General features: G+C 45.0%; 12 protein-coding genes, 2 pseudogenes and 1 riboswitch. Of the genes and pseudogenes, 7 read left to right on the top strand and 7 right to left on the bottom strand.

What is annotated here, in order from left to right; all coding sequences use genetic code 11:
- Positions 1-106: 106 nt before the first annotated feature.
- The 4 genes and pseudogenes from pepT to H7F27_RS01400 all read right to left on the bottom strand — a co-directional run bounded on the left by pepT (position 107) and on the right by H7F27_RS01400 (position 2,782).
- Positions 107-1,339 carry a peptidase T gene (gene pepT, locus H7F27_RS01390; RefSeq protein ID WP_185848455.1) on the bottom strand — a complete coding sequence of 411 codons (1,233 nt, stop codon included), beginning with the start codon at positions 1,337-1,339 and terminating at the stop codon, positions 107-109.
- A 49-nt stretch (positions 1,340-1,388) separates the two neighbouring features.
- Positions 1,389-1,748 (bottom strand): annotated as a pseudogene (locus H7F27_RS01395) (DNA-binding response regulator); the annotation flags it as partial.
- Positions 1,748-1,834, bottom strand: a pseudogene (locus H7F27_RS21100) (DUF1453 domain-containing protein); the annotation flags it as partial. The pseudogenes H7F27_RS21100 and H7F27_RS01395, both read right to left, overlap by 1 nt.
- A gap of 69 nt (positions 1,835-1,903) precedes the next feature.
- A complete protein-coding gene (locus tag H7F27_RS01400) occupies positions 1,904-2,782 on the bottom strand; it encodes a LysR family transcriptional regulator (RefSeq protein ID WP_185848456.1) in 879 nt (292 codons plus the stop codon).
- A 127-nt stretch (positions 2,783-2,909) separates the two neighbouring features.
- Between H7F27_RS01400 and H7F27_RS01405 the strand changes: the two genes are divergently transcribed.
- Together H7F27_RS01405 and galE are read left to right on the top strand one after the other, a co-directional pair.
- Complete coding sequence (locus H7F27_RS01405; RefSeq protein WP_101859742.1) at positions 2,910-3,416, top strand: YbhB/YbcL family Raf kinase inhibitor-like protein; 507 nt, start codon at positions 2,910-2,912, stop codon at positions 3,414-3,416.
- A 112-nt stretch (positions 3,417-3,528) separates the two neighbouring features.
- Positions 3,529-4,548 carry a UDP-glucose 4-epimerase GalE gene (galE, locus tag H7F27_RS01410; protein ID WP_185848457.1) on the top strand — a complete coding sequence of 340 codons (1,020 nt, stop codon included), beginning with the start codon at positions 3,529-3,531 and terminating at the stop codon, positions 4,546-4,548.
- A 74-nt stretch (positions 4,549-4,622) separates the two neighbouring features.
- Here galE and H7F27_RS01415 read toward each other — a convergent pair whose 3' ends face one another.
- Positions 4,623-5,165 carry a DUF4352 domain-containing protein gene (locus H7F27_RS01415; protein ID WP_142367090.1) on the bottom strand — a complete coding sequence of 181 codons (543 nt, stop codon included), beginning with the start codon at positions 5,163-5,165 and terminating at the stop codon, positions 4,623-4,625.
- A 391-nt stretch (positions 5,166-5,556) separates the two neighbouring features.
- Positions 5,557-5,659: riboswitch (guanidine-I (ykkC/yxkD leader) on the top strand.
- 69 nt (positions 5,660-5,728) lie between these two features.
- Here H7F27_RS01415 and H7F27_RS01420 point away from each other — a divergent pair.
- From H7F27_RS01420 to H7F27_RS01440, 5 genes are all read left to right on the top strand, one after another.
- Positions 5,729-6,565: a YitT family protein gene (locus H7F27_RS01420; protein ID WP_003218811.1), complete on the top strand. Its 837-nt coding sequence runs from the start codon at positions 5,729-5,731 to the stop codon at positions 6,563-6,565.
- Between the two features lie 199 nt (positions 6,566-6,764).
- On the top strand, positions 6,765-7,658 hold the full coding sequence (locus H7F27_RS01425) for a PucR family transcriptional regulator (RefSeq protein ID WP_185848458.1): 894 nt from the start codon (positions 6,765-6,767) through the stop codon (positions 7,656-7,658).
- A gap of 119 nt (positions 7,659-7,777) precedes the next feature.
- A complete protein-coding gene (gene msmX / locus H7F27_RS01430; protein ID WP_010332420.1) occupies positions 7,778-8,875 on the top strand; it encodes a maltodextrin ABC transporter ATP-binding protein MsmX in 1,098 nt (365 codons plus the stop codon).
- 110 nt (positions 8,876-8,985) lie between these two features.
- Positions 8,986-9,714: a ZIP family metal transporter gene (locus H7F27_RS01435; protein ID WP_185848459.1), complete on the top strand. Its 729-nt coding sequence runs from the start codon at positions 8,986-8,988 to the stop codon at positions 9,712-9,714.
- A gap of 99 nt (positions 9,715-9,813) precedes the next feature.
- A complete protein-coding gene (locus H7F27_RS01440; RefSeq protein ID WP_185848460.1) occupies positions 9,814-10,653 on the top strand; it encodes a polysaccharide deacetylase family protein in 840 nt (279 codons plus the stop codon).
- Positions 10,654-10,666: 13 nt separating this feature from the next.
- Here the strand turns inward: H7F27_RS01440 and H7F27_RS01445 are convergent, their stop codons facing one another.
- Positions 10,667-10,870, bottom strand: a complete 204-nt coding sequence (locus H7F27_RS01445) for a hypothetical protein (protein ID WP_044160384.1) — start codon at positions 10,868-10,870, stop codon at positions 10,667-10,669.
- A gap of 57 nt (positions 10,871-10,927) precedes the next feature.
- Positions 10,928-12,616 carry a M56 family metallopeptidase gene (locus tag H7F27_RS01450; RefSeq protein ID WP_185848461.1) on the bottom strand — a complete coding sequence of 563 codons (1,689 nt, stop codon included), beginning with the start codon at positions 12,614-12,616 and terminating at the stop codon, positions 10,928-10,930.
- Positions 12,617-12,640: the final 24 nt, after the last annotated feature.

The following is a 12,640-nucleotide window of genomic DNA, read 5'->3' on the forward strand; positions in this document are numbered from 1 at the left end:
TTTGCATTTCCTCCTCATCCGTTGATAGTTGTTTTACGGACAGAGCTTTTAAAATGTTTCATTTTCACGCAAAAAAACCAGTCCTTTTTTGGACTGGTTTCTCAGCTTACGCCTGTTCTTCAAACAGCTTTGCAATCTCAACGATGACATTTACGGCTTTGACCATGTTGTCGGCTGAGATGTATTCAAATTTGCCGTGGAAGTTTTCCCCGCCGGTAAAGATGTTCGGCGTTGGGAGTCCCATATAGGAAAGCTGCGAACCGTCCGTGCCGCCGCGGATCGGAGAGATGTTCGGTTCGATGCCGAGGTTTTCCATCGCTTGTTTGGCAATGTTGACAATTTCGATGACAGGCTCAATTTTTTCTCTCATGTTGTAGTATTGATCGTTCATATCAAGCTGAATGCGATTTTGTCCGTATTCGTTCTGGAGCTCTTCAACGATGCGCTGCATGGTTTCTTTTCTGTTTTGGAAGATGTTTTTGTCAAAGTCTCTGATAATGTAGTGGAGTTTGGTCTCTTCTACATCTCCCTGAATGGAAAGCAGGTGATAGAAGCCTTCGTAGCCCTCTGTATACTCAGGTGCCTCATCTGCCGGCAGCATGCTGTTCAGCTTCATTGCGATCTTCGCAGAGTTGACCATTTTGCCCTTTGCCGTGCCGGGATGTACATTGTTGCCTTTGATCGTGATTTTCGCCGCGGCAGCATTGAAGCTTTCATATTCAAGCTCACCGAGCGGGCCGCCGTCAACGGTATAGGCAAAGGAGGCATTGAATCGCCCAACATCAAATTTGTGCGGGCCTCTGCCGATTTCTTCATCAGGTGTAAATGCAACTCTGATGGTGCCGTGCTTGATTTCAGGATGTTTGATGAGATAATCCATGGCTGTCATGATTTCGGCGATGCCAGCCTTATTGTCAGCGCCGAGAAGGGTTGTACCGTCTGTGGTGATCAGGGTGTGGCCTTTGTAGCCCGACAGTTCAGGGAATTGATCAGGCGATAGGATGACCTGCAGCTTTTCGTTGAGCGTGATGTCTTTTCCATCGTAGCTTTCAACGATTTGCGGATTCACATTTTTGCCGGTAAAGTCTGTGGCGGTGTCGACGTGGGCGAGAAAGCCGATCGTCGGCACGTCTTTGTCAGTATTGGAAGGAAGGGTTGCCATGACATAGCCGTTTTCATCAATGGCTGCGTCTTCCATGCCGATTGACTTTAATTCCTCAACAAGCATGTTTCCTAACGTCAATTGGCTGGGTGTGGAAGGGCAGGCGTCGACTGATTCATCGGACTGCGTGTCGACTTTTACGTATGTAGTAAACCGTTCAATGATGTCTTGTTTCATTTCCAATCATCTCCTTTGTTTTATTCTACCATGCCGGGATGAGAGATATCTATTTCACAATGCCGTTTCGAATGGCAAAAACGACTGCCTGAGTCCGGTCTTGGGCATTGCATTTTTGCAGAATTCGATGCACGTGGGTTTTGACGGTGCTTTCACTGACAAAAAGCTTTTCGGCAATATCCTCATTTCTCAAGCCATAGGCCATTTGCTGAAGAACCTCAAGCTCTCTTTTGGTAAATGGCTCTGCCAGCTCTTCAGCATGAGGCTGTTGCTTTGCGCGGAATGTCTCAGTGATGATTTTAGCGGCTGTGACTGTGCGGAAAATCGCTTTGCCTCTGAAGGCAGCCCGAATGGCGTCTATCAGTTCTTCAGGAAGCGTGTCCTTCAGCAGGTAACCGACTGCGCCTGCAGTTTCCCGGGCTTTACAGTTCTTTCCCGGTACATCGATAAGATAATAAGTATAAATACAATAAAAAAATATGGGCTCATCGCCATATCATCAAATCCTTTCTGCCATAAGTATAACGATTCTAGGAAAAGAAAACGTCAACCGGCAGATTGATTTTAGACCTGTTCGGACTGCATGAAGTCCTGCAGCATGGCGTGAAAATGCTGAATGTCCTCACTATTTCTTTTCCACATCATAAATGTCCGGGACGCCGGCAATTCAAGATGCGGCGGCGTGTTTACAGCCATCAGCTTTTTTTCGTCTTCTTCCTGTTTGATGATGTAGGTGGGGAGGAAAGAGGCACCCATTCCCGCTTTCGTCATATGAACAGCCGTATCAGTCTGCCCGACAGCCATCGTTTGAAGATGCGGGTAATGTGAACGGATCCGGTCTGAAAAGGCATCCCCATATGACGGATGCTCATGCGTAAGCAGCCGATAGCGGCTAAAGACAGATGCAGCATCCGCAGGCCTGCTTTCTTGGAAAGGAGCAGCCAGACACAGCGTGCCTTCGCATATGTGCTGATAATAAAGAGTGCCGGAGTTCGGGTCTTTTCGCGACAAACCAATATCAGCTTCATTGTGTTCTACCGCTAGTTTGATATCGTCAGATTCAGCTACATGAGTTGAAAGCTCGACATGCGGATGTTTTTGGATATAGGCGGGCAGAAAGCGAGGCAATATATAGGACGCGATGTAGGGGTGTACGGCCAGTGTAAGTGCCCGGCTGTACCCCTGCTTCCATTGGCTGACTTTGTGCTTTCCGGCTTGGTATGCATTGATCATTTCTTTGGCATAAGGCAAAAACAGCCTGCCTTCGTCAGTGAGGACAACTCTTCTTCCGCTATGCAAAAACAGCTGCATGTCCAGTTCATCTTCCAATTTCCTCATATGCTGAGAAACAGCCGGCTGTGTGAGATATAGACACTCAGCCGTCTCCCTGAAGTTTTCTGATTCTGCTGCGGCAATAAAGGTTTGCAGCCATTTTAAATCCATGAAATACCTCCTTCATTGCAAGTAATTGATAACAAATTGTTAAGTGAAAATGCGTATTTGCTTATCACTGATTATACATCCATTCGTTTAGTATACCTATAGAACGAAAAAAGAGAGAGGGAATCACATGAACATATACGTAGAAGCAAATCCATATTTACATGACAAGTACTCAAAATACGCAGAAGAAAAATGGAAGAGGGAGGGGAATCCATTTGTATCCTTTCCGATTCGTTTTGAGGACATCCCGCCTGGCGCAAAGACACTCGCACTGACTTTCATCGATCATGACGCCATTCCCGTATGCGGATTCAGCTGGATTCACTGGGTAGCGGCGAACATTCCGGCGCACATCGGAGAGCTTCCTGAACATGCGAGCGAGGAAAGACAGGACTTGATGGTACAAGGGCAAAACAGCTTTGCTTCACCGCTTGCGGGAAGCATCAATCCAAAGGTGATTCATCAGTATTGCGGGCCGACGCCTCCTGACGAGGATCATACATATACGCTGACGGTTTATGCTTTAGATACTGAGCTGAATCTTCAGACGGGCTTTTATATGAACCAGCTCTATAAAAAAATGAAAGGGCATATTCTCGCTGAAAGATCTATCAAATTAATCGCAAGGGTTTAAGATGAAATATGAAAAAACCATTAATAAACGATTAAACTTCTTAAAAATGGATGTAGCCCGGTTCTAAACACTATATAATAAAATCAGGTCATTTTTTAGGAGGGTTTACATCATGGCAATACTTGTTACAGGCGGCGCCGGATACATCGGAAGCCACACATGTGTGGAGTTATTGAACAGCGGCTATGAGATTGTCGTTCTCGATAATTTGTCCAACAGTTCAGCTGAGGCGCTGAATCGTGTCAAAGAGATTACGGGAAAAGAGTTAACGTTCTATGAAGCGGATCTATTGGATCGGGAAGCGGTAGATTCGGTTTTTGCAGAAAACGAGATTGAGGCTGTGATTCATTTTGCAGGGTTAAAAGCAGTCGGAGAGTCTGTTGCGATTCCGCTCAAATATTATCATAACAATCTCACGGGAACCTTTATTTTATGTGAAATCATGGAGAAATACGGCGTTAAGAAAATCGTATTCAGTTCATCCGCCACGGTATACGGCATTCCGGAAACGTCACCGATTACGGAGGACTTTCCATTAGGTGCAACAAACCCTTATGGACAGACGAAGCTAATGCTTGAACAAATTTTGCGTGATGTGCATACGGCTGACAATGAGTGGAGCGTTGCCCTGCTGCGCTACTTTAATCCATTCGGCGCGCATCCGAGCGGACGAATCGGTGAAGATCCGAACGGCATTCCAAATAACCTGATGCCATATGTGGCGCAGGTAGCCGTCGGCAAGCTGGAGCAGTTAAGCGTATTCGGAAATGATTATCCGACCAAAGACGGGACAGGCGTGCGCGATTATATTCATGTCGTCGATCTCGCAGAAGGCCACGTCAAAGCGCTGGAAAAAGTATTGAACTCCACCGGAGCTGATGCATACAACCTCGGAACAGGCACGGGCTACAGTGTGCTTGAAATGGTCAAAGCCTTTGAAAAAGTATCAGGGAAAGAGGTTCCGTATCAATTTGCGGACCGCCGCCCCGGAGACATTGCAACCTGCTTCGCAGATCCTGCAAAAGCCAAGCGGGAACTGGGCTGGGAAGCAAAAAGAGGCCTTGAAGAAATGTGTGCCGATTCTTGGAGATGGCAGTCTTCTAATGTGAATGGGTATAAGAGTATGGAATAAGAATGGAGGCCTTCTCAACAGAGAAGGCCTTTTTTAGAGAAAAAGGGTGCCTGTTAAGGCACCCTTGTCTGCTATTATTTGATTTTCACAATCACATCATTGCTGAATTTGAGTTTCCAAGTTCCTTTTGCATAAGCTTCCTTGTCGACTTCAAAAGCTTTCACATCTGTTACTTTAATATTAGGATTTAGATCACTCAATATTTTAGAGTTATCAACTTTTGTCTCAGTTGCATAGGTTGAAGAAGCATCAATATCAGAATCATAAGAAGTGCCATCACCATCAACCAATTTAACAGTTGGAATTGAAAAAGAACTTATCGGCTTTTTGGATACGTTTTTAATTGTATATTGAACAGCTACAATAGTACCTCCATCAGATGCTTTCTTTTCAATATATTGAGTGCCAACAGAATCTCTGTCTTCTACTTTTGTAACTGTCACTTCAGTTTTCTCAGTCTTAACAGTATCACCGATATTGTATGTTTTTTCAGTTTCAGCTTTGCTGCTGCTTGATGTTTTGGAAGTGGCTTCTGAATCGCCTCCGCCGCCAATAACATTACCGATAATAATGATGACAACAACTGCCAGAATAAACGTAATAATTTTATGTCTCATAAAAAAGTTACGCTGGTCCTTACCACAGTTAGGACATTTTTTTACACCTTTTGCAATTTCTTGACCGCAAGCTTTACAAGGGACTAGTTTTCCTGCCATTATATTTCCTCCTATGTAATTAAATACACAAAACATATGTACTATAATGCCTATATTATTTCACTTAGTCAATACAAAATTATGAATTTATTATATTATTTATCATTGTTAGTTATATTTTCTTATGAAAATACATGCTTATTTTCTTATCGTCTATATCATTCATATGTTAATAGCTAATTTGTATTTTCTTGAATTTTAACTTGCACTTAAATCTCCGCAAATACCCCTTGAACCTATTTGCTCAGTCCCTTATAATGCTAATATTGGAAAGTGAAAAGGATATGCTAAAACATTGGTTTTCTAGGGTTCCGCAATGCATATTGGCCTGTGACCGAGAGAAAACACATAACAGTCTGGCTGTTATGACACGGTGGGATAAAAGCCCAGGAGTTTCTGCTCTTTTGCGAGAGCGTACTCCTGGGCTTTTTTGTTGATACTATCTGAAGAAGGAGTGTTCTGTGATGAAAAAGAAAATGCTTGATGTGCTGATGCTTGTGATTGGCGCTTTTTTCTTCGCGCTTGCTGTGAATTTATTCGCGATTCCCAATGATCTTGGGGAAGGCGGCGTTACGGGGATTACGCTGATTTTGTATTATGTGTTTCAATGGTCTCCCGGGGTGACAAACTTTATATTAAACGCTTTTCTGCTATTGATCGGATATAAATTTCTCGACGGGAAAACCACGGTTTATACGATTATCGCCGTGGCAGCAAACTCGCTTTTTCTGCATTTGACACACGGGTGGAGCACACCGTCTGATGAGCTGATCATTAACACGATTTTCGCAGGGGTGTTTGCGGGTGTCGGGATCGGCATGATCATTCGGGTCGGCGGCACAACAGCCGGTTCCGCCATTCTGGCCAGAATTGCCAATAAATATTTAGATTGGAATATCAGTTACGCCCTGCTCTTTTTTGATTTAATTGTTGTCTTCAGCTCTTATTTTATTATTGGTGCGGAAAAAATGATGTTTACGATTGTGATGCTGTATATCGGAACAAAAGTGATGGACTTCATTATTGAAGGATTGAATACGAAAAAAGCGATTACTGTCATATCGGAAAATAAAGGTGAAATTGCCGAGCAGGTTAATACGCTAATGGACCGGGGCGTCACCATTTTATCAGGAAAGGGAAACTATACGGGCGAGTCAAAAGAGATTTTGTATATCGTCATTAACAAACAGGAGCTTTCTATGCTGAAGAAAATCATCAGAAGCTGTGACAAAAAAGCGTTTGTGATCGTTCATGATGTGCGCGATGTGTTTGGTGAAGGGTTTGTGGATATTTCAAAATAAGGAGGTCCCTCTGCGCAGATGCAGAGGGATCTATTTGTTTAGAACCATTGCTTCTGTATCGCGTCTCAGTTCATGCATATCCTCTTGATTGCCGTTGCTGTAAACGAAAGAGGGCCATCTAATACGAAAAGAAGCTGGAGAACATGTGCATTTCGCCTTATACTGAAAATACATATCCTTACATAGGAGAGGAGACCATATGAAGTCGCTGCTGGCTATTTATCCCGGTTCGATTGTGTCTGACAAGCTTTGTCCAAAGGAAGACTGCTTGTGTTTTTTTGATGAAAACAGTCAGAAATATATCTCGATCCCAAAAACGGAGATCAGCCAAAAGGAGAAAATGCTGCTCCAGTCATTTTTAACGTTAGCGGAAGAGGCGGATCACATGTCTCTCAAATCGCCGGAAGAAAACAGGTGGTTTGCGTTTCTATTCTCGAAAGGAGAAGTCCCGCCGAATATCAAGAAGAGGACAAGGTTCATTCATTTTCATTTGATCGGCAAAACTGAACGGGCATCATTTGCGGAAGCGATGCGCCATTTTTGGCCGGTGTCTTTTGTGATCGTTTGGATGCATGAGGACAGAGGCGTGATTGTCGAGCAGGAAAGTGAAGCGGCAGCCGAGAAAGACGAATTGGAATCGCTCGCTAGGGTTCTTGAAAGTGATTTCTACTTCAGTGTCCGTTTTTACGCCGGAAGGTTTTATGAAACGGATGAGCGCTTACGGAAACATTATGCCCGTGAACAAACGTATTTTCTATTTGCTGAAAAGCGGCTGCCGCAGGTTCAGCGTGTGACGTTTGATATCATGTTCCCTTTTTTATTATTGGAGGAAGAAAAGGAACAGCTGAAATCACTGCTTAGTGAAGAAGCCGAGCTATTATTTGAAAATGAACCTGAGCTGAGAAAAACAATCAAGCTGTTTATTGAAAACAACTCAAACGTGACATTAACAGCGAAAAAACTGCATCTGCACCGCAACAGCCTGCAGTACCGGATTGATAAATTTATCGAGCGGTCAGGAATAGACATTAAAACGTATACAGGCGCTCTGCTTGCGTATTTTATCTGCCTGCAAAGCGAAGGTTCAGAATAAACTGGAAATATGCATGAAAACGGCCGTGTGATTTTATGAATGCTGCCCATTTCAGTGTCGGATAAATGCTGATACACTTGATTTAAGAAAGCGTTTACAATAACAAAGGGGGATGTTAGATGGCTGAATTGCGGATGGAGCACATTTATAAATATTATGATCAGAAGGAAGCGGCGGTAGACGACTTTAATCTTCACATTGCGGATAAGGAATTTATCGTATTTGTCGGCCCGTCCGGCTGCGGAAAATCAACGACACTGCGGATGGTCGCAGGACTTGAGGAAATTTCGAAAGGCGATTTTTATATTGAAGGAAAACGGGTAAATGATGTGGCGCCAAAGGACAGGGATATCGCGATGGTGTTCCAAAACTACGCGCTCTATCCGCATATGACGGTATACGATAATATCGCATTCGGGCTGAAGCTTCGCAAAATGCCGAAGCCTGAAATCAAAAAAAGAGTGGAGGAAGCCGCTAAAATTCTCGGATTGGAAGAATATTTGCACCGCAAACCTAAAGCGCTCTCAGGCGGGCAGAGACAGCGGGTTGCACTGGGAAGGGCGATCGTGCGGGATGCAAAGGTATTCTTAATGGATGAGCCTTTGTCGAACCTGGATGCAAAGCTTCGGGTGCAAATGAGAGCGGAAATTATTAAACTCCACCAGAGGCTGCAAACCACCACGATTTATGTCACGCATGATCAGACAGAAGCATTGACGATGGCGACTCGGATTGTGGTCATGAAGGACGGCAAAATCCAGCAGATCGGGACGCCGAAGGATGTATACGAATTCCCTGAAAATGTATTCGTTGGCGGTTTTATCGGGTCACCAGCGATGAACTTTTTCAAAGGGAAGCTGTCTGACGGCACAATCAAAATCGGTTCTTCGGTGTTGAGCGTGCCGGAGGGGAAAATGAAGGTGCTTCGTGAAAAAGGCTACATTGGCAAAGAGGTCATTTTCGGCATCCGCCCTGAGGATATTCATGATGAATTGATTGTCGTGGAATCGTATAAGAGCTCTTCAATTAAAGCGAAAATCAATGTTGCGGAGCTGCTGGGGTCTGAGATCATGATTTATTCGCAAATCGATAACCAGGATTTTATTGCGAGGATCGACGCCCGTCTCGATATTCAGTCAGGGGATGAGCTGACAGTTGCGTTTGATATGAATAAAGGCCATTTCTTTGACAGTGAAACTGAAATCAGAATCCGTTAAGCTGGAGAACCGGACATGGAGCGATGTCCGGTTTTTTGCATTCCCTCTCTATCTCAAGGTTTACAGCAAAAACCGCGGCGGGTAGTGGTTTGTAGAAAGGAGAGATAGAAATGTGGAATGCGGCGATGTGGGGCGGGATTTCCGGCTCTGCTGTTTTGCTGGGTGCGCTGGCGTCTATGTTTCTCCCGATTCGCAAGCGTATCATCGGTTATATCATGGCTTTTGGCACAGGGGTATTAATCGGCGCTGCCGCCTATGAACTTCTTGAGGACGCGGTGAAGAATGGCGGAATTGTCTCGACAGGAGCCGGATTTATAGCAGGCGCTGTCGTGTTTACCCTATTTGATTACGCGATTTCGAAAAGAGGCGCGTCTCAAAGAAAAAGATCGGGACAAGCAGCTGCAGGCAGCGGGGGGATCGCGATTTTTATCGGCACCATCATGGATGCTGTCCCCGAATCTATTATGATTGGAGCCAGCCTTCTTGAAAAACAATCCGTCAGCTTCCTTTTGGTGATTGCGATTTTTATCAGCAATATACCTGAAGGGCTGTCCAGCACGGCAGGCATGAAGAACAGCGGATATTCAAAGGCGAAAATCTTGCTGCTCTGGGCGGCGGTACTGATGATTTCTATTTTTGCCTCATGGTCAGGATATTACTTCCTCGATGGCGCTCCTGAGGAGATGATGTCGGCAATCGCCGCTTTTGCGGGCGGAGGAATCATCGCAATGATTGCATCCACGATGATGCCCGAAGCGTATGAAGACAGCGGTCCGATGACAGGGTTAATTGCTGCTCTTGGTCTTTTAACGTCTTTGATTTTGAATCAGTTTTCCTAATTTGCACCGGACATGGCTACATGTCTGGTTTTTTCACTTGAAAATTCCGCAAATCAACCGATGAAAAGGAGGAAGAAATAGACAGAAAGCAGGAAACCGATGAAACGTTTTATCTTAAGCAGTTTTCTTTTGGCTAGTTGTTTGACTCTTGCCGCTTGCGCTGAAAAAGAAGCAATCGCAGAGCAGCAGATGCCAAAAGCGGAACAAAAGAAACCGGAAGAAAAGACAATACATGTGCAGAAAAAAGAAGATGATATATCCGCATGGATCAAAACAGAGAAACCGGCAAAGCTGCCGATTTTGATGTACCACAGCATCTCTTCAGGCAACAGTCTCCGTGTGCCAAAGAAAGAATTTGAGGCACATATGAAATGGCTGCACGATAACGGCTACCAGACATTAACCCCAAAAGAGGCGTATCTCATGCTGACTCAGGATAAGAAGCCGAGTGAGAAATGTGTGCTCATCACGTTTGATGACGGATACACCGATAATTACAAAGACGCGTATCCGGTATTAAAGAAGTATGGCATGAAGGCGACGATTTTTATGATCGGCAAATCGATTGGACATAAACATCATCTGACAGAGGATCAAATGAAGGAAATGTCACAGCATGGCATATCGATTGAAAGCCATACGATTGACCACCTTGAGCTGAACGGTTTAACGCCAGAGCAGCAGCATAGCGAAATGGCAGATTCAAAAAAGCTGTTTGACAGGATGTTCGATCAGCAAACCGCCATCATCAGCTATCCGGTTGGGCGCTACAACGAAGCTACGCTGAAGGCCGCTGAAAAAACCGGTTATCAAATGGGAGTAACGACTGAACCGGGAGCAGCCTCCAGAGATCAGGGGATGTACGCCCTCCATCGCGTACGTGTATCCCCGGGAATGTCAGGGGCGTCATTTGGCGCGTACATCGAGTCGATGAAATAAAAAATGGCGGCGATTAATCGCCGCCGCCCCCTCCGCCGTCACAGCCGGAATCCCCGAAGCCTCCGTCACTGCCGCATCCATCATGGCGGGAATCGCCATCGGAAAATCCGAAAAAACCGCTGTCCGCCCGCTGGCGTCCTTTGTTTTCTGAAGCGGTTGATCGAGCCGATTGATAAATGACGATCATACCGAAGATCAAAGCGATAAGAATCACAATCATATGGCGTCCCCCTTTAAACAGTTATTTTTCATACGTTTTGAAGCCTGAAAAGTTTCATTTAAGGGAGATGGATTCTTTCAGCCGATCTCTCAGCCAGCGCTTGACCATGCCGTGTCCTTTGTTTGAAAGCAATGCGCTGACACGCCAATACATAGGCGGATGAGGAGAAAACTGAAAATCTATGATTCTGAAAAGCCAGCTGTTATCGCGGGTGAGAGAGTTCACCTTAACTTCGTCTTCATCTATATCAGAGCAGTAGGTGTTTTGTTTTTGCAGATCTTCATCCTGGCGAACCGCCAGGATCTTTAAGGATTCGGCCATCTGCCTGTATCCGCCCTCCAGCAATGAAGCGCCAATGTGATCGGCGCGCACCTCCATCCATTGGGAACAAAATGACTGATAAAGCTGAAATAGAATGATGATTCCCATGATCAGCGCCCAAAGTGCGATTTTGTAAGCGCCGGGATGAGCGATGTAATGCTCAAGTAAAAGAATGATCCCGATGACTGCCCCAAGGTATAAAAAGCGCAACAGCTGCATGGACAGCACATCACGTTTTTTAATATGAACAGCTTCATGAGCAAGAATACCCTCAATGACATGCGGCGGAAGGGTTAATGTAGCGCTTGTCAGAATCACCATTGATCTACCTACATTCATTCCGACTGCCATGCCGTTGTATTCATCGCTATCCGTTTCGTATATCTCCACATGCGAAATGCCTGCTTTTCTAAAAATCTTATCTGCCGCTGCCTGAACGTCTGAATTCAGACAAGGCCTGGCATCCATTGCCGTCCGCAGCACCCGGTCAGATAGATACATATTCAAAACCCAGTACAACATCACGGCACCAGCCATAACCCAAGGGGAGGCGTGTAAGGCATATAAACCGAGCACCAATATGGCGTAAGCAGATATCCCTTTTACGCTTACAGCAAAATAAAATTTACCTAAAAGCCGTTTCACATTTTTTCGATGATAAATCGGCAGGACAGTAATAACAGTTTCCTCTTTGGTTTCGGAATCTAGAAATTCCCCGAGAATCGCTTTCCACTTTTCAGGATCTTTCACGGTCAGAAACAGCGTTTCTCCGGGAAGAGAGAGCCTTATGACTTGCTGAAAGCTTGTTGTCATATCGAGCCGGGACGAATACATGGTCAAAAGCGGATGAAGCTTTAATAAATCTGCCGTCGATTCAAGCCGGATGTCTTTCAGGTCTGAAAGCGGGTAGGTGCGGCTTTCATATCGTGAACTGATATGCCATGTTTCTAAAGGCGATGAATAAAAGACTTTTACACTTAGAAAATTTAATATGCGTTTTACCAGTGCCGCGCCGCCCGAGATGAAACCGAACAGGATTACATATTTTAGAACACTGGTGTCAGGCCCGTAAATGAAGAAAACAATAGCGCCCGCAAACACAATGACAGTCAGAGCAATGTCTGAGAGGAGGCGTGTGTGGTCTCTTGCAAGCTCAATTTCCTGCCAATCGACTGATGGTTTTTCAACACGGCTGGGCACAGTCAGATCCAATGCGGTCCAGTAGCTGGTGAACATCAATGCCAGAGAGACGATGCCATCTAAGAAAGGCTGTTGAGAGAAGATAAAGCTAGCAGCACCGATCCAAAGAACAATATCAATCCAGAGTTCTAATGCCGGAAGAAGCTTTGCTGCAAGGGCTGATATCAGCTGAATGCCCAGCCCGAGAATGATAAAGAGAAAAAGACTGGTTCCCATAGGCATGCTAGAGTCCTTTCTATCGTAATC

This window comes from Bacillus sp. PAMC26543, assembly GCF_014250375.1.
Lineage (GTDB): Bacteria > Bacillota > Bacilli > Bacillales > Bacillaceae > Bacillus > Bacillus halotolerans.